Origin of the sequence: Streptomyces sp. RKAG293 (assembly GCF_023701745.1) — a bacterium.
Lineage (GTDB): Bacteria > Actinomycetota > Actinomycetes > Streptomycetales > Streptomycetaceae > Actinacidiphila.
The window spans coordinates 2,707,047-2,728,365 of sequence record NZ_JAJOZB010000001.1; the positions used below are offsets into that span (position 1 = coordinate 2,707,047).

The 21,319-nt window shown below is 71.4% G+C and carries 15 protein-coding genes and 1 pseudogene; 2 read left to right on the forward strand and 14 right to left on the reverse strand.

Going from position 1 to position 21,319, the window contains the following annotated elements; translation table 11 throughout:
* Window positions 1-45: 45 nt before the first annotated feature.
* Both LNW72_RS11935 and LNW72_RS11940 read right to left on the reverse strand, forming a co-directional pair.
* A pseudogene (locus LNW72_RS11935) lies at window positions 46-3,143 on the reverse strand (endo-alpha-N-acetylgalactosaminidase family protein).
* Between the two features lie 289 nt (window positions 3,144-3,432).
* On the reverse strand, window positions 3,433-4,116 hold the full coding sequence (locus tag LNW72_RS11940) for a response regulator transcription factor (RefSeq protein WP_250975378.1): 684 nt from the start codon (window positions 4,114-4,116) through the stop codon (window positions 3,433-3,435).
* Between the two features lie 214 nt (window positions 4,117-4,330).
* Here LNW72_RS11940 and LNW72_RS11945 point away from each other — a divergent pair, with 214 nt between their 5' ends.
* Window positions 4,331-5,227, forward strand: coding sequence for a hypothetical protein (locus tag LNW72_RS11945; RefSeq protein WP_374117214.1), 897 nt, complete (start codon window positions 4,331-4,333; stop codon window positions 5,225-5,227).
* A gap of 184 nt (window positions 5,228-5,411) precedes the next feature.
* Here the strand turns inward: LNW72_RS11945 and LNW72_RS11950 are convergent, their stop codons facing one another.
* The 12 genes from LNW72_RS11950 to LNW72_RS12000 form a co-directional block, all read right to left on the reverse strand.
* Window positions 5,412-6,872 carry a glutamate synthase subunit beta gene (locus tag LNW72_RS11950; RefSeq protein ID WP_250975380.1) on the reverse strand — a complete coding sequence of 487 codons (1,461 nt, stop codon included), beginning with the start codon at window positions 6,870-6,872 and terminating at the stop codon, window positions 5,412-5,414.
* Window positions 6,865-11,403: a glutamate synthase large subunit gene (gene gltB / locus LNW72_RS11955; protein WP_250975381.1), complete on the reverse strand. Its 4,539-nt coding sequence runs from the start codon at window positions 11,401-11,403 to the stop codon at window positions 6,865-6,867. The genes LNW72_RS11950 and gltB overlap by 8 nt, the downstream gene beginning before the upstream one ends.
* 305 nt (window positions 11,404-11,708) lie before the next feature.
* Window positions 11,709-12,443 carry a VIT1/CCC1 transporter family protein gene (locus tag LNW72_RS11960; RefSeq protein ID WP_250975382.1) on the reverse strand — a complete coding sequence of 245 codons (735 nt, stop codon included), beginning with the start codon at window positions 12,441-12,443 and terminating at the stop codon, window positions 11,709-11,711.
* Window positions 12,444-12,615: 172 nt separating this feature from the next.
* Window positions 12,616-13,611: a prolipoprotein diacylglyceryl transferase gene (gene lgt, locus LNW72_RS11965; protein WP_250975383.1), complete on the reverse strand. Its 996-nt coding sequence runs from the start codon at window positions 13,609-13,611 to the stop codon at window positions 12,616-12,618.
* A 109-nt stretch (window positions 13,612-13,720) separates the two neighbouring features.
* Window positions 13,721-14,527, reverse strand: coding sequence for a thioredoxin domain-containing protein (locus LNW72_RS11970; protein WP_250975384.1), 807 nt, complete (start codon window positions 14,525-14,527; stop codon window positions 13,721-13,723).
* A gap of 82 nt (window positions 14,528-14,609) precedes the next feature.
* Window positions 14,610-15,446: a tryptophan synthase subunit alpha gene (trpA, locus tag LNW72_RS11975; protein ID WP_250975385.1), complete on the reverse strand. Its 837-nt coding sequence runs from the start codon at window positions 15,444-15,446 to the stop codon at window positions 14,610-14,612.
* Complete coding sequence (gene trpB / locus LNW72_RS11980; RefSeq protein ID WP_250975386.1) at window positions 15,443-16,690, reverse strand: tryptophan synthase subunit beta; 1,248 nt, start codon at window positions 16,688-16,690, stop codon at window positions 15,443-15,445. Before trpB ends, trpA begins: the two co-directional genes overlap by 4 nt.
* A gap of 57 nt (window positions 16,691-16,747) precedes the next feature.
* Window positions 16,748-16,891 carry a tryptophan biosynthesis modulator TrpM gene (trpM, locus tag LNW72_RS42060; RefSeq protein ID WP_374117216.1) on the reverse strand — a complete coding sequence of 48 codons (144 nt, stop codon included), beginning with the start codon at window positions 16,889-16,891 and terminating at the stop codon, window positions 16,748-16,750.
* Between the two features lie 4 nt (window positions 16,892-16,895).
* Window positions 16,896-17,705 carry an indole-3-glycerol phosphate synthase TrpC gene (gene trpC, locus LNW72_RS11985; RefSeq protein WP_250975387.1) on the reverse strand — a complete coding sequence of 270 codons (810 nt, stop codon included), beginning with the start codon at window positions 17,703-17,705 and terminating at the stop codon, window positions 16,896-16,898.
* Between the two features lie 327 nt (window positions 17,706-18,032).
* Window positions 18,033-18,521 (reverse strand): DUF2752 domain-containing protein, encoded by a 489-nt coding sequence (locus LNW72_RS11990; RefSeq protein WP_374117218.1) that lies wholly within the window; start codon window positions 18,519-18,521, stop codon window positions 18,033-18,035.
* 94 nt (window positions 18,522-18,615) lie between these two features.
* A complete protein-coding gene (locus LNW72_RS11995; protein ID WP_138358680.1) occupies window positions 18,616-18,825 on the reverse strand; it encodes an HGxxPAAW family protein in 210 nt (69 codons plus the stop codon).
* A 134-nt stretch (window positions 18,826-18,959) separates the two neighbouring features.
* The gene (locus tag LNW72_RS12000; RefSeq protein WP_374117219.1) at window positions 18,960-19,703 is read right to left on the reverse strand and encodes a TIGR02234 family membrane protein; all 744 of its coding nucleotides are present in this window, start codon (window positions 19,701-19,703) and stop codon (window positions 18,960-18,962) included.
* Between the two features lie 283 nt (window positions 19,704-19,986).
* Here LNW72_RS12000 and LNW72_RS12005 point away from each other — a divergent pair, with 283 nt between their 5' ends.
* Complete coding sequence (locus LNW72_RS12005) at window positions 19,987-21,294, forward strand: peptidase S8 (protein ID WP_250975388.1); 1,308 nt, start codon at window positions 19,987-19,989, stop codon at window positions 21,292-21,294.
* Window positions 21,295-21,319: the final 25 nt, after the last annotated feature.

The following is a 21,319-nucleotide window of genomic DNA, read 5'->3' on the forward strand; positions in this document are numbered from 1 at the left end:
CAGGGGGTCGGGGCCGCGCCCCCGGCCCCCTGGCGGTTTGGGGTGTTATGCAGGGCCGAGGTCCGTGACGGTGAAGGTGTCGAGGGAGAACTCGGCGGTGCCGCTGTCGCCGGCCTTGCGCAGCCCCACCCAGGCGTCGCCGTCGGCGGGGGCGGTGAACTCGTAGCTGTGGGTGGCGGGCATCCGGGCGGCGGGCAGCACCGTCCGGGACAGTTCGGTGGTTTCCGGGCGGTCGGTGGCGGTGATCCAGGCGTACTGGCCGGCTTCCTCGTTCTCGTAGCGGAACGTGACGCGGTAGCGGCGGCCGGGGGTGAAGCGGGCGGTGTGCGGGACGGTGCGGTAGATCAGCCCGTCGTTCTCGCCGCGGGACTTGAGGGACTGGGTGCCGTCGATGATGTCGTCGATCACCTTGCCGTTCCAGCCGGCCTGGGTGAACGGGGAGTGCCGCTGCGCGATGTGGGTGCGCGGGTCGGTGACGTCGCCGGCGTCGCCCTTGACGAAGGCGCCCCAGCCCTGGGGAACGTTCTCGAAGTCCTCGTGGACGAGGGCGCCGGGGCTGCGGGTGGGGAGTGCGGCGACGACGCGGACGTTGTCGAAGGTGACGCGGGCCGTCCCCTCGTCGGCGCACAGGGCGAGGGTGACCGGGCCGCCGCCTTCGGGGACGGTGAACCAGGTGAACATCCGCTGCATGCGGGAGCCGTGCTTGCGGTCGGCGGCGACGTAGTTGCCCGCGGTGGAGGTGTCGGTCCAGTTGACGGCGGTGACGCCGTCGGCGGTGCGGACCTCCAGGGCCGCCCGGCGCCGCTCCCCCGCGGTGGCGCCGATCTCGACCTGGACGGAGGCCGCGTAGCTGCCGGGCCGCAGCCGCGACAGGCGCTGGCCGACGAAGGCGGCGGGGCCGGCGCCGATGACGAGTTCGTAGTCGCCGATCGGGTTGCGGACGACGGTCGCCGGCCCGTTGACGTGCCAGTCGTCGAGCCGGCCGGAGTGGAAGCCGGGGTCGTGGATCGCGGTGCCCTCGCCCCAGCCGGGGGCGGCCTGGCGGGGCGCCTGGTCGCGGTAGAGGACGTAGGGCTGTCCGGCGTCGGCGGTCACGGTGACGGAGCCGGCCCGGACCGGCAGGTCGCCTGCGAAGCGGCGGCCCTGGTCGGTGAGGCGGTAGAGGCTGACGGTGCGGGCGGCCGCCCAGCCGGCCGGCAGCCGCCAGGTGGAGGCGCCGCCCGCCGGGTTGTAGTGGTAGAGCTTCGGCGGGTTCTTGGCCTGCCGCGGCTCCCAGGGCAGCAGGTAGCTGCCGCCGCGGTAGACGGTGCGGCCGTCGGTGGTGATGGTCTTCGTGCCGTCGGCGTCGGTCACCGAGGTGGCGGTGGGTCCGGAGAAGGTGATCTCGTGGTCGGTCCAGGTGCTGATCGGGTACGCCTGGAGGTACTTGGCGGGCAGGTTCTCCGTCCAGACGGTGCGGTAGAAGGCGTTCCAGTCGGTTTTGCCGACCCAGCCCTCGAAGGTGCCGAGCTTGGCGGTGCCCAGCAGCGGCCACTTGTCGGCGAAGACGTCCTTCTGGTGGTGTCGCACCATGCGGATGAGCTGGGAGTTGATGCCGCGCGAGGTGTCGCCGCCGTAGTCGGTCTCGTTGGCCCAGTGCGACCACAGGGAGGAGCGCTCCAGGCCGTGGCCCCATTCGCTGGTGACGGTCCAGCCCTGGGCGCGCAGGTGCCGCTGGAGCCGGTCGGAGGTCCAGCCCGACTCGCGGAACACGTCGAGGTAGATGGTGTTGAGCGCCGGGTGGGTCTCGTCGCGCAGCTGCTGGAAGCGGGCGGCGATGTCGCCGCTGATCAGGTCGCGGCGGGCGTTGATGCGGTAGGACTGGTCGAGCCAGTCCCACTGCTTGTCGGTCTTGTCGACGAGCTGGTCGGAGAAGGCGTTGGCCACCGGGTACGACTCGGTGGCGTTGACGTGGACGGCGAAGTCGCTGTTCCAGCGGGCGCCGCGGGCGACGAGGGTGTTGAGGTCGGCGAGGCCGCCCGCGCGCCGGTTGTAGTTGCCGCCGTAGTCGGGGTGCGCGGAGTCGTGGCCCTCGGACTGGTAGCCCTTGAGGAGGGTGAACTGCCGCAGCCCGTCGGTGGCCAGCGAGATCCGCTTGACGTTGTCGAGGGTGGCCAGGAACGGGTTGGTGGCCTGGCTGGCGAAGTTGAACGGGATGTGCGGGACGACCCGCAGGTGCTGGGTGTCGGCGCCGAGCGGGGTGACGGCGATGTCCCGCAGCGCGATCGCCGCGTCCTGCCAGTCGGTCTTCCCGTCGCCGTTGCGGTCCCGGGTGACGATGACCTTGGCGTACGGCAGCGGCTCGGTGTCGGTGGTGGCGGCGCCGGCGGCCCGGTGCGTCCACTGGCCGGGCGCCAGCCCGGCTTCGATCCAGCCGTCGGCGGCCAGCGTCTGCCGCTGGAAGCGGCCGTTCTCCCAGGTGGTGCCCTGGGCGCCGACCGGCTTGTCGTAGACGGTGTTGCTCTCGATCGCGGCGCCGAGCGCGTCGGTGGCGACGACCGCGTAGGCGCAGCCGGTGGCCGCCGCCTCGGCGGGTGTGGTGGCGGTGACGCGGACCAGGGTGTCGCCGCTGGTGGCCTTGTCGAGCTGCAGCTTCGCGGCGAGCAGGGTGGCCCCCGGCTGGTCGCTGCGTACGCTCAGCAGCCGCAGCCCGGGGATCTGCAGGGTGCCCACGCGCAGGCTGTCGGTGTCGGCGACGGCGGTGACACGGAATTCGGCGGTCCAGCCGTCGACGGTGATCTGCGCCTCGATACGGGTCCCGCCGTCGAAGGCGAGGGTGTACGTGACGCGGTCGGCGCGGACGGTGCTGGTGACCCGCGGGGTGTGGGCGGCGCCGTCGATGAGGAGGGTGCTCGCGGGGCGGGCGCGCCGTGGATGACGGCGCCGGTGCCGCGGTCGGTGTAGGAGGCGATGCCGGGGAAGGCGGTGTGGACGCGGACGTCCAGGTGCGCGGAGCGGATCACCGCTTGGCCCGCGGCGGCCGTCGCGGCGGCGGCGCTTCCCTGTCCGGGGACGAGCGCCGCGGCCAGTCCGGCGGCCGCGGTGGAGAGCACCACCGCGCGGCGGCTGGGACCGGCTTCCATGCTGGTGTCGGGGGCGGACATCGCACTCCTCACTACGGCATCACTACGGCATCGTCACGGCATGGCGGTGCTGCTGGACGCACCGCCGGTTGCCGTGGGCCGCACGGCCGGTGGCTGCCGGCTGTACAGCTGCTTCACGGGTGGATCGCCCTTCACCTTGCGTCCCGGGGACCCGGCGCGCCCATGGACAAAGGTGCGCCGGTGTTGGACTCCTGGGTCGGGCGGGATCAGCCGCGCGGCACCGCGCGGAGCGTGACCTTGGCCGCGACGGCCGGCCCCGGGTGCCGGACCGCCCACCCGGGCAGGCTGTTCACGCGGGCCCGCCCCCAGGTCCCGCGGCCAGCCCGCTCTCCCACGCCCAGGCCGCGATCTCGACCCGGTTGCGGGCTTCGAGCTTGATCTGCACATGGCCCAGGTGGGTCTTGACGGTGGAGAGGGACACGAACAGCTCGGAGGCGATCTCGGCGTTCGTCATTCCGCGGGCCAGGCACCGCACGACGTCCTGCTCGCGTTCGGTGAGCGGCTCGGCGGGCTGCCGGACGGGCCCGGCCCCCGGTGATCCGGCGGCCGGCGCCATGTCGCGCAGCAGCCGCACGGTGATGGCGGGCGAGATCAGCGAGTCGCCGACCGCGGCGGCCCGCACCGCCTCGACGAGCATGGCGGGGCTGGAGTCCTTGAGCAGGAAGCCGCAGGCGCCGTTGCGGAGCGCGGTGTGCACGTATTCGTCCAGGTCGAAGGTGGTGACGATGACGACGCGGGGCGGCCGGACCACTTCGGGGGCGCACAGCAGCCGGGTCACTTCCAGGCCGTCGAGTTTCGGCATCCGGATGTCGAGGAGGCAGACGTCGGGGTGCAGCCGGCGGGCGGCGTCGAGGGCGGCTTCGCCGTCGACGACATCGGCGACGACGTCGATGTCCGGCTCGCTGTCCAGGATCATCCGGAAACCGGTCCTGACCATCTCCTGGTCATCGGCGATGACCACGCTGATCGTCATGCCTTCCCTTCGGCCGGTCCGGGGATCCCGTGTTCCTCCATGGGACCGGGGGTCCCCGGCACCCGCAACCGCAGAGCGGGCACAACGTACGGTTCCCGCGATCTTTGTGCCCACCCACGGAGGCACCACCACTGGTTTCCGCGTCTCCCCCGGTGCGGACGCGTAATCTCGAAAGGCCACCGGTCCGCACGGTGGCCGGCGGGGGGAGATGGCTGTGACCGAGATCGAGCACGGGTTCCCGCACCTGGCCACGATCCAGAGCTCGCTCACCGCGCTGTACCGGCGGCTGTCCGCCGACACGGTCGAGCAGTACCCGGCGAGCGTGCGCCCGGAGTCGGTGGAGTTCCCGCCGGACGAGGACCCGTACCTGGGGGCGCAGCGCGTGGCGCGCGTGATGCTGCAGCACTTCCGGCTGCCGGACGCGCGGATGGTGGTGGGGTTCCGCGACATGGTGCACGCGGGCAGTGTCGAACTGGCGGCGGGCCCCGAGTACTTCGTCGAGCTGCACTCGCGCTTCAAGACGGACCGCCGCGATGTGGGCGCGGCGCTGGCGCACGAGGTCATGCACGTCTACCTGCACCGTCTCGGCCTGGAACTGCCCGGCACCCGCGACAACGAGATCCTCACCGACACCGCGACGGCGTTCCTCGGGGCGGGCTGGCTGCTGCTGGACTCGTACCGGGAGGAGCCGGCGATCCGGGAGGACCGGCTGATGATGTCCGCGTACAAGCTGGGCTATCTGACGCCGGAGGAGTACGGCTATGTGCTCGCGAAGCGGGCGCTGGTCTTCGGCGACGACATCGAGCCGTGGTTCAGCAGCCCGCTGGCGCGTGACGCCTACCGGGCCGGGCTGGTCCTCGCCGAGCAGGAGCGGCGGCAGCCGCCGCTGCTGGCCGCCGGCTGGGCGGCCCGGCGGCGCTACGCCAGGGACCGGCGCGCGGGCACCACGCAGGCCCCGGCGCCGCTGGGCGGGTACTCCTTCGAGGCGACGAACCCGCCGCGGGTCTCCTTCCCCTGCCCCACCTGCCATCAGCGGATCCGGGTTCCGGTGCGCGGCCGCGTCACGGCCCGCTGCACGCTCTGCCGGACGGTCCTGGAGTGCGACACCTAGGGGCTGTCCCCCACCCCGCCCCTTCCCGAAACCGGGGCAACCCCCCGGGCCCCCTCGCCTCAATCGCCGGCCGGGCTTCAGCGGCGGGGTGGGGAAAACGGCTGCGGCGCCTGCCCCCCGTGGTCGGGGTGGGGCAGGCGCCGCAATTGTTCCGTACGTCGTCGGACGGGACAGCTGAGGCCGGTCAGACCGTGACCGGGCGGTCCGTCGGGCGGACCGGGGCGGGCAGGGTGCTGGCGCCGGTCAGGAAGCGGTCCACCGCGCTGGCGGCCGAGCGGCCCTCGGCGATGGCCCACACGATGAGCGACTGGCCGCGGCCCGCGTCACCGGCGACGAACACGCCGCCGACGTTGGTCGCGTAGCTCTGGTCGCGGGCGATGTTGCCGCGCGCGTCCAGTTCCAGGCCGAGCTGGTCGATCAGGCCGTTCTTCTGGTCGGTGCCGGTGAAGCCCATGGCCAGCGTGACGAGCTGGGCCGGGATGGAGCGCTCGGTGCCCGGCTGCGGCACGAACTTCCCGTCCTGGAACACCACCTCGACCAGGTGCAGCGACTGGACGTTGCCGTCCTCGTCGCCCTCGAACTTCACGGTGTTGACGGCGTAGACGCGCTCGCCGCCCTCCTCGTGCGCCGAGGTGACCTTGTACGTCATCGGCATCGTCGGCCAGGGCTGGTTGTCCGGGCGGTCGTCGGACGGCCGCGGCATGATCTCCAGCTGGGTGACCGAGGCCGCGCCCTGGCGGTGGGCGGTGCCGACGCAGTCGGCGCCGGTGTCGCCGCCGCCGATGACGACCACGTGCTTGCCCTCGGCGGTGATCGGCGGAGCGACGAAGTCGCCCTCCTGCACCTTGTTGGCGAGCGGCAGGTACTCCATCGCCTGGTGGATGCCGCCGAGCTCACGGCCGGGCACCGGCAGATCGCGGGCCTGGGTGGCACCGGCGGCGATGACGACCGCGTCATAGCGCTTCTTGAGCTTGTCGCCCAGCAGGTCGGTGCCGATCTGGACACCGGTGCGGAACTTGGTGCCCTCGGCGCGCATCTGCTCGATACGGCGGTTGATGTGCCGCTTTTCCATCTTGAACTCGGGGATGCCGTAGCGCAGCAGGCCGCCGATGCGGTCGGCGCGCTCGTACACCGCGACCGTGTGGCCGGCGCGGGTCAGCTGCTGGGCGGCGGCGAGTCCCGCCGGGCCCGAGCCGATGACGGCGACGGTCTTGCCGGACAGCCGCTCCGGCGGCTGCGGGGTCACGTCACCGCTGTCCCACGCCTTGTCGATGATGGTGACTTCGACGTTCTTGATGGTGACGGCGTCCTGGTTGATGCCCAGCACACAGGCGGACTCGCAGGGCGCGGGGCACAGCCGGCCGGTGAACTCCGGGAAGTTGTTGGTCGCGTGCAGCCGCTCGCTGGCCGCGGTCCAGTCCTCGCGGTACGCGTAGTCGTTCCACTCGGGGATGAGGTTTCCGAGCGGACAGCCGTTGTGGCAGAACGGGATGCCGCAGTCCATGCAGCGGCCGGCCTGCTTGCTGATGATCGGCAACAGCCCGCCGGGGATGTAGACCTCGTTCCAGTCCTGCTTGCGCTCCTCGACGGGACGCCGGTCGCACAGCTGGCGGGGCGTGGTGAGGAAGCCCTTGGGGTCAGCCATTAGCCGCCTCCATCATCTTCGCGGTGGTCTCGGACTCGGAGAGTCCGGCCTGCTCGGCGGCGTTCTTGGCGGCGAGCACTGCCTTGTAGTCCCTCGGCATGACCTTGCCGAAGCGGGTGAGGGTGGTTCCCCAGTCGCCGAGCAGCTTCTCGGCGACGGTGGAGCCGGTCTCCTCCTGGTGGCGGCGCACGACATCGTGCAGCCACGTGATGTCCTCGGCGTCGAGCGCCTCGACGTTGACCATGCCGGTGTTGACGTTGTCCGGGTCGAGGTCGAGGACGTACGCGATGCCGCCGGACATGCCGGCCGCGAAGTTGCGGCCCGTCTCGCCCAGGACGACGGCCCGGCCACCCGTCATGTACTCGCAGCCGTGGTCGCCCACGCCCTCCGAGACGACGGTGGCGCCGGAGTTGCGGACGCAGAACCGTTCGCCGGTCCGGCCGCGCAGGAACAGCTCGCCGCCGGTCGCCCCGTACGCGATGGTGTTGCCCGCGATGGTGGAGAACTCGGCGAGGTGGTCGGCGCCGCGGTCCGGGCGGACGATGACGCGGCCGCCGGACAGGCCCTTGCCGACGTAGTCGTTGGCGTCGCCCTCCAGGCGGAGCGTGATGCCCCGGGGGAGGAAGGCGCCGAACGACTGGCCGGCGGAGCCGGTCAGGGTGATGTCGATGGTGTCCTCTGGCAGGCCCGCGCCGCCGTACTTCTTCGTCACCTCGTGGCCGAGCATGGTGCCGACCGTGCGGTTGACGTTGCGGATCGGGAGCTGGACGCGGACCGGGGCGCCGGTGGCCAGCGCCTCCTCGGCGAGCTGGATCAGCGTGTTGTCGAGCGCCTTCTCCAGGCCGTGGTCCTGCACCGTGACCTGGTGGCGGACCGCGCCGTCGGGCAGTTCCGGCACGTACAGCAGCGGGGCCAGGTCCAGGCCCTGCGCCTTCCAGTGGTCGACGGCGCGGCCGGCGTCGATGAGCTCGGCGTGGCCGACGGCCTCCTCGATGGTGCGGAAGCCCAGCTCGGCGAGGATCTCGCGGACCTCTTCGGCGATGAACTCGAAGAAGTTGACGATGTACTCGGCCTTGCCGCTGAAGCGCTCGCGCAGCACCGGGTTCTGGGTGGCGACGCCGACCGGGCAGGTGTCCAGGTGGCAGACGCGCATCATGATGCAGCCCGAGACGACCAGCGGGGCGGTCGCGAAGCCGAACTCCTCGGCGCCCAGCAGGGCGGCGATGACGACGTCGCGGCCGGTCTTGAGCTGGCCGTCGGTCTGCACGACGATACGGTCGCGCAGCCCGTTGAGCAGCAGCGTCTGCTGGGTCTCGGCGAGGCCGAGCTCCCAGGGGCCGCCCGCGTGCTTGAGCGAGGTGAGCGGCGAGGCGCCCGTTCCGCCGTCGTGGCCGGAGATCAGGACGACGTCCGCGTGTGCCTTGGAGACACCGGCGGCGACGGTGCCGACGCCGACCTCGGAGACCAGCTTGACGTGAATGCGCGCCTTGGGGTTGGCGTTCTTCAGGTCGTGGATGAGCTGGGCGAGGTCCTCGATCGAGTAGATGTCGTGGTGCGGCGGCGGCGAGATCAGGCCGACGCCGGGCGTGCTGTGCCGGGTCTTGGCGACCCAGGGGTAGACCTTGTGGCCGGGCAGCTGGCCGCCCTCGCCGGGCTTGGCGCCCTGCGCCATCTTGATCTGGATGTCGTCGGAGTTGACCAGGTATTCGCTGGTCACGCCGAAGCGGCCGGAGGCGACCTGCTTGATGGCGCTGCGCCGGGCCGGGTCGTAGAGCCGCTCGGCGTCCTCGCCGCCCTCACCGGTGTTGGACTTGCCGCCCAGCTGGTTCATGGCGATGGCGAGGGTCTCGTGCGCCTCCATGGAGATGGAGCCGTACGACATGGCGCCGGTGGAGAAGCGCCGGACGATCGAGGAGACCGGCTCGACCTCGTCGATGGAGATCGGGGTGCGGCCCTCCTTGAAGTTGAACAGCCCGCGCAGCGTCATCAGGCGCTCCGACTGCTCGTCGACGCGGCTGGTGTACTGCTTGAAGATGTCGTAGCGGCGGGTGCGCGTGGAGTGCTGCAGCCGGAAGACCGTGTCCGGGTCGAACAGGTGCGGTTCGCCCTCGCGGCGCCACTGGTACTCGCCGCCGATGTCGAGGCGGCGGTGCGCTGCGGCGATGCCGGAGACCGGGTAGGCCTTGGCGTGCCGGGAGGCGACCTCCCGGGCGACCACGTCGAGGCCGGAGCCGCCGAGTTTGGTGTCGGTGCCGTGGAAGTAGGTGTCGACGAACTCGGTGTCCAGGCCGATGGCCTCGAAGACCTGCGCGCCGCGGTAGGAGGCGACGGTGGAGATGCCCATCTTGGACATGACCTTCAGGACGCCCTTGCCGAGCGCCTTGATGAGGTTGCGGATCGCGTCCTCGGCCTCGATGCCCTGCAGGAAGGTGTCCGCGCGGGCCAGGTCCTCGACGGACTCCATGGCCAGGTACGGGTTGACGGCCGCGGCACCGTAGCCGATGAGCAGCGCGACGTGGTGCACCTCGCGCACATCGCCGGCCTCGACGATCAGGCCGACCTGGGTGCGCTGCTTGGTGCGGATCAGGTGGTGGTGGACGGCCGAGGTGAGCAGCAGCGACGGGATCGGCGCGTGCTCGGCGTCGGAGTGCCGGTCGGACAGCACGATGAGGCGCGCGCCGTCCTCCATCGCGGCGTCGACCTCGGCGCAGATCTCGGTGAGGCGCGCCGCGAGGGACTCGCCGCCGCCCGCGACCCGGTACAGGCCGGACAGGGTCGCGGCGCCGAGGCCGGGCAGGTCGCCGTCGGCGTTGATGTGGATGAGCTTCGCCAGCTCGTCGTTGTCTATCACCGGGAAGGGCAGCACGACGTTGCGACAGGAGGCCGGTGACGGCTCCAGCAGGTTGCCGCCGGGGCCGACCGTGGAGATCAGCGAGGTGACGAGCTCCTCGCGGATGGCGTCCAGCGGCGGGTTGGTGACCTGCGCGAACAGCTGGGTGAAGTAGTCGAAGAGCAGCCGGGGGCGGTCGGACAGCGCCGCGATCGGCGAGTCGGTACCCATGGAGCCGAGCGGTTCGCCGCCGGTCTTGGCCATCGGGGCGAGGATGACGCGCAGCTCTTCCTCGGTGTAGCCGAAGGTCTGCTGGCGGCGGGTGACCGAGGCATGGGTGTGCACGATGTGCTCACGCTCGGGCAGGTCCTCCAGGGCGATCAGCCCGGCGTCGAGCCACTCCGCGTACGGGTGCTCGGCGGCCAGCGCCGTCTTGATCTCGTCGTCCTCGATGATGCGGTGCTCGGCGGTGTCGACGAGGAACATCTTGCCGGGCTGCAGCCGTCCCTTGCGGACGATCTTGCCGGGTTCGATGTCCAGGACGCCGGATTCCGAGGCGAGCACGACGAGGCCGTCGTCGGTCACCCAGTAGCGGCCGGGGCGCAGACCGTTGCGGTCCAGGACCGCGCCGACCTGGGTGCCGTCGGTGAAGGTGACGCAGGCCGGGCCGTCCCAGGGCTCCATGATCGTGGAGTGGTACTGGTAGAACGCGCGGCGGGCCGGCTCCATCGAGGCGTGGTTCTCCCATGCCTCGGGGATCATCATCAGCACGCTGTGCGGCAGTGAGCGGCCGCCGAGGTGCAGCAGTTCCAGCACCTCGTCGAAGGACGCGGTGTCCGAGGCGCCGGGGGTGCAGACCGGGAAGACCCGCTCCAGGCTGCCGTCGAACAGGTCGCTGTCGAGCTGCGACTCGCGGGCCCGCATCCAGTTGCGGTTGCCCTTGACGGTGTTGATCTCACCGTTGTGCGCCACGAACCGGTACGGGTGGGCCAGCGGCCAGCTCGGGAAGGTGTTGGTGGAGAAGCGGGAGTGCACCAGGGCGATCGCGGTGGCGGTCCGCCGGTCCGACAGGTCCGGGAAGAACGGCTCCAGCTGCCCGGTGGTGAGCATGCCCTTGTAGATGATCGTGCGCGCGGACAGCGACGGGAAGTAGACGTCGGCCTCGCGCTCGGCGCGCTTGCGCAGCACGAAGGCGGGCCGGTCCAGCGCCAGGCCGGACCTGGTGCCGGTGCCGTCGGCCACGAAGAGCTGGGCGAAGTGCGGCATCGTCGAGCGGGCGGTGGCACCCAGCAGCTGCGGCGCGACGGGGACCTCGCGCCAGCCGAGGACGCTGAGGCCCTCTTCGACGGCGATCCGCTCGATCGCGTCGACCGCCTTGGTGCGGTCCTCGGTGTCGACGGGCAGGAATCCGATGCCTACGGCGTAGTGGCCGGCCTCGGGGAGGGCGAACCCGGCGGCTTCGCGCAGAAACGCGTCCGGGACCTGGAGGAGGATGCCCGCGCCGTCACCCGAGTCGGGTTCGGAACCGGTGGCACCGCGGTGCTCCAGATTGCGCAGAACGGTCAGTGCCTGCTCGACCAGCGCGTGGCTGGCCTCGCCCGTCAGGGTGGCCACGAAGCCGACGCCACAGGCGTCGTGCTCGTTGCGGGGGTCGTACATTCCCTGCGGGGCGGGTCGCCCGTCCATGAACGCGGAACGCATCGGCTCTCCCGTCGTCGTCATTGGCATATATGCAGTGCCTGTCATAGGCATGCGCAATAGGGACGACGTTGGCCCTCTGCGATTTCGTGCAGGTTACATGATGACCGAGTGTTCGAGAAGCGGATACTCAGTTCCATCATGTGGACAAGGCGCGGTGTATGCAGGGAGTACGCAGTACCTACGGACCATGTCGTTACAGAGTTGCCCGGGGCGGATCCCGCCCGGCGCCACGGTCTGATGCCCGGTGGCGCGGTACCTGAAACGAGAGGGAAACAACACGAGGCTTGTGGCCTCGATCACGCGGCTCAGCCGACGGCGGTACCGATGAATGAACCCAATACGAAGGTAACCCCGGCAGCCGCTCCGCCCAACAGGAGCTGCCGGATTCCGCTGAACCACCAGGAGCGGGCCGTCACCCGTGCCACCGCGGCGCCGCAGGCGAACAGCCCGATCAGCGCCAGCACCAGCGCGGGCCACAGCGCCGTGGCGCCCAGCAGGTACGGCAGCACCGGCAGCAGCGCGCCGAGCGCGAACGACACGAACGAGGAGCCGGCCGCCACCAGCGGCGACGGCAGGTCCGACGGGTCGATGCCCAGTTCCTCGCGGGCGTGTATCTCCAGCGCCTGCTCGGGGTCGGCCGACATCTGCCGGGCGACCTCCATCGCCAGCTCGGGCTCCACCCCGCGGGACACGTACAGCGCGGCCAGTTCCCGCAGCTCGTCCTTGGGGTGCCGGCTCAGCTCCAGCCGTTCGATGTCCAGCTCCGCCTCGACCAGCTCGCGCTGCGAGGCCACCGAGGTGTACTCCCCCGCCGCCATCGAGAACGCGCCGGCCGCCAGCCCCGCCAGCCCGGTGACCACGATCACCTTCGTGTCGACGGCACCGCCGGCGACACCGGTCATCAGCGCGAGGTTCGAGACCAGTCCGTCCATCGCCCCGAAGACCGCGGGCCGCAGCCAGCCACCGCTGACGTCCCGGTGGGTGTGGTGCGCGACGTGGTACGGCGCGGGCTTCTCATCGGTCTCGACGGCCGTCGACATGTTGGCGGTACTCCCTCCGGCCGGCGCACTCGCCCCGGTCCCCTCCCTGCGAACACCCCGAAGGTACGCGCGAATTCCGCCGCATTCCAGCTAGGAAAGGCTGTCCTACCTGCGAAAACACCGCGGCCGCCGGGCTCGAATGAGCCGGCGGCCGTGGGAGGAGAGGGGAGGTTCAGGAGGATTTGGACGCCTCTGCGCCATCGTTCTCGGACACCTTCGCGCCAGAGTTCAGGGCTTCGGAATCCCCGCCGTCGGAGTCCTCGGTACCGGAGGCCTGGGAATCGGCGTCCTTGCCGTTCTTCTCGGCGTCCGCGTCCGCGGGGCCCTTGTCGAGGCTCACGTCGCCGCCCGCGGCCGCCGGCTCCACGACCGTCTCGACGCCCGGGTGCCACCGTGCCGACAGCACCATGTAGACCACGGCGCCGATGAAGACGACGATCGAGGTCCAGTCGTTCAGCCGCAGGCCCAGGATGTGGTGGGCGTCGTCGACGCGCATGTACTCGATCCAGAAGCGGCCCACGCAGTACGACGCGACGTACAGCGCGAAGGCCCGGCCGTGGCCGAGGCCGTACTTGCGGTCCGCCCAGATCACCAGCAGCGCGACACCGACGCACCACAGCGACTCGTACAGGAACGTCGGGTGGTAGGTGCCGCCCGGGTGGCTGTCGGTGGCGCTGATCTTCAGCGCCCACGGCAGGTCGGTGGCGCGCCCGTAGAGCTCCTGGTTGAACCAGTTGCCCCAGCGGCCGCAGGCCTGCGCCAGCGCGATGCCCGGGGCGAGGGCGTCCGCCCAGGCCGGCAGCGGGATGCCCCGGCGGCGGCAGCCGATCCAGGCGCCGACCGCACCGAGCGCGATCGCGCCCCAGATGCCGAGGCCGCCCTCCCAGATCTTGAACGCGTTGACCCAGTCCTTGCCGTCACCGAAGTACAGCTCGTAGTCGGTGATGACGTGGTAGAGCCGGCCGCCGACGAGGCCGAAGGGCACCGCCCACACGGCGATGTCCGCGACGGTCCCCTTCTGGCCGCCGCGGGCCACCCACCGCTTGTTTCCGAGCCAGACGGCTACGAAGACGCCGATGATGATGCAGAACGCATAGCCGCGGAGCGGGATGGGTCCGAGGTACACCACACCGCTGGACGGACTGGGAATGAAAGCGAGGATCTCCATAGCAGGGCCGACGCTACCGTGCCGGGCGGGTGGAGTGGCAACCAGCCCGGCTACGGACGCGTAACGGCCCTGCCGTCGTGATGCGGTCGTGATGCGGTCGGGGCGGGGGTCAGGACGTGGGGGTCGGCGTGACGGTGCCCGCCTTCTTGCCCTTGTTGGCCGCCTCGACCTGCTGCTTGAGCTTGTCCGGGGTCAGCGGGTCGGTCTGGTTTCCGTAGACGCTCTTGCCGTTGAGCAGGACGGTCGGGGTGGAGCTGAACCCGGAGCCGCCGAAGGCGGCGGCCGACTTCTTGATCCAGGTGTCGTACGTGCCGTTGTTCACACACGCGGTGAAGGTGTCGGTCTTCAGCCCCGGCACCTTGTCGGCGAGTTCCAGCAGATACGCCTTGTCCCCGAACTTGTCCTCCCGCTCGTCCGGCTGGTTCTCGTAGAGAACGTCGTGGAACGCCCGGAACTTGCCCGCGTCCTGCGCGCAGACGGCGGCGTTGCCCGCGTTCAGCGAGCCGGTGCCGCCCATGTTCCCGTCGATGATCGTCACCAGGTGGTAGTCGGCCTTCAGCGCGCCGCTGTCCTCCAGGGAGTGCACGGTGTCGCGGAAGGTCTTCTCGAACATGCCGCAGCCGGGGCAGCGGAAGTCCTCGTAGACGGTCAGGGTGGACGGCGCGGCGGCCGCGCCGGTGGGGATGACGAGGTTGTCGTTGCCGGTCGCGCCCTTCGGGGACGCCACCGGTTTGGCCGGTTCGCTCGTGTGGTTGGCCAGCACCCCGGCCACCACCCCGGCAATCGCCAGGACCACGACGACGGCACCACCGACGATCAGTGTCCTCTTGCGCTTGTCGCGCGCCTTGTCCTTCTCGCGCTGTTCATGCATCGCCTCACGGGCGGTGCGCTTTCCTTCACGGTTCTTCTGGCTCACACCCCTGGACAACGAACCGGGGAGGCGTCGCTGCGCCTCCCCGGTCCCGATTCGCCCTAATGAGGGACTAAAACGATCTGTCCTACCGGCTCTGCCGGACCGCCCCGGTGCGCTTGCGGACGCCCGCCGCCAGCTCGCCGGCCAGCTCCCGCACCCCGGCCAGGCCCGTTTCCAGGTCGGGCGCGTCGAGCAGCCGCTTGACGAACGCGGAGCCGACGATGACGCCGTCCGCGAAGGCGGCGACCTCGGCGGCCTGCTCGGGGTTGGAGACGCCCAGGCCGACACAGACCGGCAGGTCCGTGGTGGCGCGGGTGCGCAGGACGAGGTCGGCCGCCTGCTCGCCGACGCTCACCCGGGTGCCGGTGACGCCCATCAGCGACGCCGCGTAGACGAAGCCGGTGCCCACCGCGGTGATCTTGGCGAGCCGCGCGTCGCGGCTGCTCGGCGCGACCACGAAGACGGTGGCCAGACCGTGCAGCTCCGCGGCCTTGCGCCACACCTCGGACTCCTCGACCGGCAGGTCGGGCAGGATGCAGCCGGCGCCGCCCGCCTCGGCGAGGTCGGCGGCGAACCGCTCGGCGCCGTAGCGGTCGACCGGGTTCCAGTACGTCATGACCAGCACCGGCGCTCCGGTGGCGGCGTGCGCCTCGCGGACGGTGCGCAGCACGTCCTTGATCCGGACGCCGCCGCGCAGCGCGATGTCGTCGGCGGTCTGGATGACCGGTCCGTCGAGCACCGGGTCGCTGTGCGGCAGGCCGATCTCGACGACGTCGCAGCCGCCTTCGAGCATCGCCTTGACCGCTTCGATGCCGCCGTCGACGGTGGGGAATCCGGCCGGGAGGTAGCCGACCAGCGCGGCCCGGTTCTCGGCCTTCGCCGCGGCCAGGGCCGCGTTCAACAGCGCGATGTTGCCGCTCACTTGGCTTCCCCCTGCTCGTTCTCGTTCTCGTACAGACCGAAGTAGCGGGCGGCGGTGTCCATGTCCTTGTCGCCGCGTCCTGAGAGGTTCACCAGGAGCAGGGCGTCCGGGCCCAGCTCGCGGCCGATCTCCAGCGCCCCGGCGAGCGCGTGCGCGCTCTCGATCGCGGGGATGATGCCCTCGGTCCGCGAGAGCAGGCGCAGCGCCTGCATCGCGTCGTCGTCGGTGATCGCGCGGTACTCGGCGCGGCCGGTGTCCTTGAGGTAGGAGTGCTCCGGGCCGACGCCCGGGTAGTCCAGTCCCGCCGAGATCGAGTAGGGCTCGGTGATCTGCCCCTCGTCGTCCTGGAGGACGTAGGAGCGGGAGCCGTGCAGGATGCCGGGTTCGCCCTGGCTGAGGGTGGCGGCGTGCTCGCCGGTCTCCACGCCGTGGCCCGCGGGCTCGCAGCCGACCAGGCGGACGCCCGCGTCGGGGAGGAAGGCGTGGAAGAGCCCGATGGCGTTCGATCCGCCGCCGACACAGGCGACGGCGGCGTCGGGGAGCCGTCCGGTGCGCTCCAGGATCTGTCGGCGGGCCTCGACGCCGATGACCCGGTGGAAGTCACGGACCAGTGCCGGGAAGGGGTGCGGTCCCGCCACCGTGCCGAAGAGGTAGTGGGTGCGGTCGACGTTGGCGACCCAGTCGCGGAACGCCTCGTTGATGGCGTCCTTGAGGGTGCGGCTGCCGGACGTCACGGAGACGACCTCGGCGCCGAGCATCCGCATCCGCGCGACGTTCAGCGCCTGGCGCTTGGTGTCGACCTCGCCCATGTAGATGGTGCACTCGAGGCCGAAGAGCGCGCACGCGGTGGCGGTGGCGACGCCGTGCTGGCCGGCGCCGGTCTCGGCGATGACGCGGGTCTTGCCCATCCGCTTGGTGAGCAGCGCCTGGCCCAACACGTTGTTGATCTTGTGCGAGCCGGTGTGGTTGAGGTCCTCGCGCTTGAGGAACACCCGGGCGCCGCCCGCGTGCTCGGCGAACCGCGCGACCTCGGTGAGCGCGCTCGGCCGGCCGGTGTAGTTGACCATCAGGTCGTTCAGCTCGGCGGCGAAGGCCGGGTCGGCCTTGGCCTTCTCGTACTCCGCGGCGACCTCGTCCACGGCGGCGACCAGCGCCTCCGGGATGAACTTGCCGCCGAACGCGCCGAAGTAGCCTTCGGCGTTCGGGATCCGACCCTCGGGATCGGGAATGAAGAATTCTGACATGGCAGACACAGGAGTCCCCTGACAGTGAAATGCGATGGCTGATGGAAGTGTCGCGGCTCAGCCGCGACGCCATCGCATTCCGTTGACCTGTCCGGGCTCGCCGCCGATCACATAACGCACCCGACGGCCCAATACGCGACGCGCAGGCGCGCGGCAGCCGCGGGGGCGGCAGCCGGGCGCGAGGCGGGTCGCGATGGACATGGGGTCAGTTCCGCCCGAACCGCAGGGCGGGGTGGGCGCCGGCGGCCACGAGGTCGGCGACGGCCGCCCGCGGGTCCTTGCCGGTCACCAGGGACTCGCCGACGAGCACGGCGTCGGCGCCGTCGTTGGCGTAGGCGATGAGGTCGTGCGGGCCGCGGACACCGGACTCGGCGATCTTCACGATCTCGTCCGGGATCTCGGGCGCGATGCGCGCGAAGTTGCCGCGGTCGACCTCGAGGGTCTTGAGGTTCCGGGCGTTGACGCCGATGATCCGGGCGCCGGCGTCGACCGCGCGGGCGACCTCCTCCTCGTCGTGCACCTCGACGATCGGGGTGAGCCCGATCGAGGTCGCACGCTCGATGAGCGAGACCAGCGCGTCCTGCTCCAGGGCGGAGACGATCAGCAGGGCGAGGTCGGCGCCGTAGGCGCGGGCCTCCCACAGCTGGTACGCGGTGACGATGAAGTCCTTGCGGAGCACCGGGATGTCGACCTTGGCGCGGACCGCTTCGAGGTCGGCGAGGGAGCCGCCGAACTTGCGCTGTTCGGTCAGGACGCTGATGACCGCGGCGCCGCCCGCCTCGTAGTCGGCGGCGAGTCCGGCCGGGTCGGCGATGGCGGCCAGCGCGCCCTTGGAGGGGCTGGAGCGCTTGACCTCGCAGATCACCTTGACGCTGTCACCGCGCAGCGCGGCGACTCCGTCCATCGCTTCGCGTGCCTTGCCGGCCCGCTCCTTGAGCTCGTCGATGGAGACCTGAGCCTGCCGGTCGGCGAGGTCGGCGCGGACTCCGTCGATGATCTCGTCGAGCACACTCACGCGAGCGGTCCCCTTCCGGGCTGGGTGGTGGAGCACGGTCCGTACACCGAAACGATCAAGCCAGTCAACGATCAAGCCAGCAAATGCTCGCGTCGGCTCACTGATGGTATCCGGCCGAGGGCGGAGGGCGCGCATCCGGTCGATCGCGGTCCCACTACCTGGACAAATGCGGCTACCAGGGGTAGCCGCCGGTTTCCCGTGGCAGGGTTTCACCGGCCGCCAGGGGACAGGACCGGACACCACATGGCCGGTTCCTGCCATCGCCCGGCGTGTCGGCGCCACCGTGGCTCCGCTCCGTCCGGGGCCGGGCACGCGTCCGGCGGGGCGCTAGGGGGCGAGCGCGGATCCGAACGGCAGGTTCCGGGCGACGCTGAAGAACAGGACCACCGCGCCGATCGCCCACCAGTACGCCGGCCGCAGCCGGATCTCGAACGGACGGCCGCGCAGCGTCCGCGACAGCCACACCACCCAGACGACGGCGAAGAGCACGTAGGCCGCGACCGCCAGCGCGTTCAGACCGAGGGCCGCGCCGAAGTCACCGTGCGCGACCGCGTGGGCGCTGCGCAGCCCGCCGCAGCCGGGACAGTAGATCCCGGTGTACTTCAGCAGCGGGCAGACGGGGTAGTGGCCGGGGGTGTTCGGGTCGACCGCTCCGACGTACGCGAACGCGGAGACGACTCCCGCCAGCACCCCGAGCGGCACGGCGGCCCGCCGCAGCCGGCCGGCGGGCGGCGCGGGCTCCGGGGCGGGCCACGGCTCGTGATGCGGCGCGGCGGCGCCGGCGGGCGGCGGCACGGCGGTCAGCTTGTCGGTCACGTGCCTGATTGTGCCCCGTGACGTACGAAGGCGCAGCCCCGGATCAGCCGGGGCCGCGCCCGCGTGGTGCGTGTCGTGCCGTTGGAGTGGGACGTCAGCTGTGGGCGGGCTTCCGGGGCTGGCCCAGGCCCATCGCGCGCATCACGAGGCCGACGACGCCACCGAGCAGGACCACGACCAGGCCCGCCCAGAATCCGAGCGGCTCGGCCATCACCATGAAGGCACCCGAGACGCAGAATCCGATGAAGGCGATTATGACGCCGGTCCAGGCGGCAGGGGTGTGGCCGTGGTTGGTGCCCGCCATGAGTGCTCCCAATATGTTCTCGGTCGGGGAAGTTTTCCTCGTCCATTCTTGCGCGTTCCCGGAGCGCTCCGTGCACGGGGGTGCGGCGTGGGCGGGCCCCCGGCCGGCACCGGTCGGCCCCCGGTCGGACCCGGTCAGCCCCCGGTCGGGTCCTCGCCGCGGTCGAGGGCCTTCCACAGCTCCTCGGGGCGCTCGGGGTCCGGGGCGGGGCGCCCGGCCTTCCGGGACGGCAGGCCGGTGGCGCCGTCCCGGTCGTAGCGGTTGGACATCCCCGGCCAGTGGCGGCCGCGCAGCACGGCGAGCACTCCGGCCGCGAACAGCAGCGCTCCCCCGGCGGCGGCGACCCACGGCCATGTGGTGGAAGTCTCACCGACGACGGTCGTACTGGCCAGTGTCGTGGCGGCCGTGGCGGCCGCGGCCAGGGCGGAGCCGGGGCCGTCGGTGAGGGCGGCGGTCACGATGCCCACGCCGCACAGCACGAGGAGTCCCGAGACGACGGAGCGGCCGATGCCGCGGACGGCGAACACGGCGACCAGGGCGGCGAGGCCGACGAGCGCGAGCGCGCCGGGCACGCCGGTGATCTCGCTGCCGGAGACCGTGAGGGCCACCGAGCCCTCGGCGTACTTCGCGGTCCCGTGGGCCCAGGTCTTGCCCGCCGCGAGCAGCGTGACGGCGGCGCCGGCGACGCCGAGCAGCAGCGCGAGGGCCAGGCTGCGGCGGCCCGCGGCGCGGGTGCGCGCCGGCGGCCCCGTCACCACGGGGTCGGCGGCGGGTTCCTGGGCGGTCGCGGTGGGATCCGGCGCGGTCCCGGTCGGAACCGGGGCGGTCGCGGTGGTCGCGGATTCTTCGGCGGGGCGGGGCTGGGGCACGGCAGTCACGTAGACCACTATCGCGCGTCGGCCCGCGGGCGGCACAGGCGGGGGACCGATCAGGGACAGACCACCACGAGTCGATTCCATGCACCGACCAGTCCATGAGTGAGCAAGTTTTCGCCCATGCGATCACCGCCGAAAGCAAAGCGGAGGTAGAGACTCCGTCTGCCGTCTTGTTGACGTGTGCTCGTCACAATACGTTCGCGCCGATCCCCCGTGCGACCACCTCGCTCCGGCGGATCAACTCCCCCCGCACAGCCCCCGGTTTACAGCCACAGGAGGCAGTACGTTGCGCACAACCCTTACTCCGGCGGCGCTTCGGCGCGCCGGACTCTCCCTCACCGCCGTCGCGGGACTGGCCCTGGCGGGCTTCGCCATCGCCCCGTCCGCCGACGCGCAGCCGGTCGCGCGGACCGGCGCGGCCCAGAACGTCACCGTGAACGCGGATCAGGCCGTCCACACCGCTCGCGCCTGCGCCCTGCCCAAGGCGGGCGAGATGGCGTGCAAGGCGCTCCGCGTCACCAGCGGGACGGTGCACACCACCAACGTCCGTGGCACGACGATCACCCCCGACGCGGCCGCCGCCACCCCCACAGGTTACGGCCCGAGTGATCTTCAGAAGGCCTACGGGCTGACCTCCGCGGCGGCCGCCAACGGCGCCGGGCGGACCATCGCGATCGTCGACGCCTACGACGACCCGAACGCCGAGGCGGACCTCGGCGTCTACCGCTCGCACTACGGGCTGCCGGCCTGCACCACGGCCAACGGCTGCTTCAAGAAGGTCAGCCAGACCGGCAGCACCACCGCGCTGCCCACCGCCGACGCCGGCTGGTCGGAGGAGATATCCCTCGACGTCGACATGGCCAGCGCGATCTGCCCCAAGTGCAAGATCCTTCTCGTCGAGGCCAAGACCCCCTCGATGGCGAACCTCGGCACCGCGGTGAACCGTGCCGTCACCCTGGGCGCGAAGTACGTCTCGAACAGCTACGGCGGCGGGGAGTCCTCCTCCGACGCCTCCTACGACAGCAGCTACTTCAACCACCCGGGCGTCGCGATCACGGTCAGCGCCGGTGACTCCGCCTACGGCGCCGAGTACCCCGCCGCCTCCAAGTACGTGACCTCGGTCGGCGGCACCGCCCTCAAGACCGCCTCCAACGCGCGTGGCTGGACCGAGACCGTCTGGTCCACGAACAGCACCGAGGGCACCGGCTCCGGCTGCTCCGCCTATGACGCCAAGCAGTCCTGGCAGAAGGACACCGGCTGCGCCAAGCGGACCATCTCCGACGTGTCGGCGGTCGCCGACCCGGCCACCGGTGTGGCGATCTACGACTCCTACGGGATCGCCGCCGGGTACTACACCTTCGGTGGCACCAGCGCCTCGGCGCCGATCATCGCGGGCGTGTACGCCATCGCCGGCGCCCCGTCGTCCGGTTCGTACCCGACCTCGTTCCCGTACGCCCACACCTCGGCGCTCAACGACGTGACGAGCGGCTCCAACGGCAGTTGCTCGGGCTCGTACCTGTGCACCGCCAAGGCCGGATACGACGGCCCGACGGGTCTCGGCACCCCGAACGGCACCTCGGCCTTCACGGGCTGACGGCCCCGTGAAGCACGGCGGGGCG

What these genes read in the sequence shown, in the direction of transcription:
- LNW72_RS11940 (WP_250975378.1), bottom strand. Translation starts at nt 4,116, where the DNA reads ATGACGATCAGCGTGGTCATCGCCGATGACCAGGAGATGGTCAGGACC.
- LNW72_RS11950 (WP_250975380.1), bottom strand. Translation starts at nt 6,872, where the DNA reads ATGGCTGACCCCAAGGGCTTCCTCACCACGCCCCGCCAGCTGTGCGAC.
- gltB (WP_250975381.1), bottom strand. Translation starts at nt 11,403, where the DNA reads ATGCGTTCCGCGTTCATGGACGGGCGACCCGCCCCGCAGGGAATGTAC.
- LNW72_RS11960 (WP_250975382.1), bottom strand. Translation starts at nt 12,443, where the DNA reads ATGTCGACGGCCGTCGAGACCGATGAGAAGCCCGCGCCGTACCACGTC.
- lgt (WP_250975383.1), bottom strand. Translation starts at nt 13,611, where the DNA reads ATGGAGATCCTCGCTTTCATTCCCAGTCCGTCCAGCGGTGTGGTGTAC.
- trpB (WP_250975386.1), bottom strand. Translation starts at nt 16,690, where the DNA reads ATGTCAGAATTCTTCATTCCCGATCCCGAGGGTCGGATCCCGAACGCC.
- trpM (WP_374117216.1), bottom strand. Translation starts at nt 16,891, where the DNA reads ATGTCCATCGCGACCCGCCTCGCGCCCGGCTGCCGCCCCCGCGGCTGC.
- LNW72_RS11995 (WP_138358680.1), bottom strand. Translation starts at nt 18,825, where the DNA reads ATGGCGGGCACCAACCACGGCCACACCCCTGCCGCCTGGACCGGCGTC.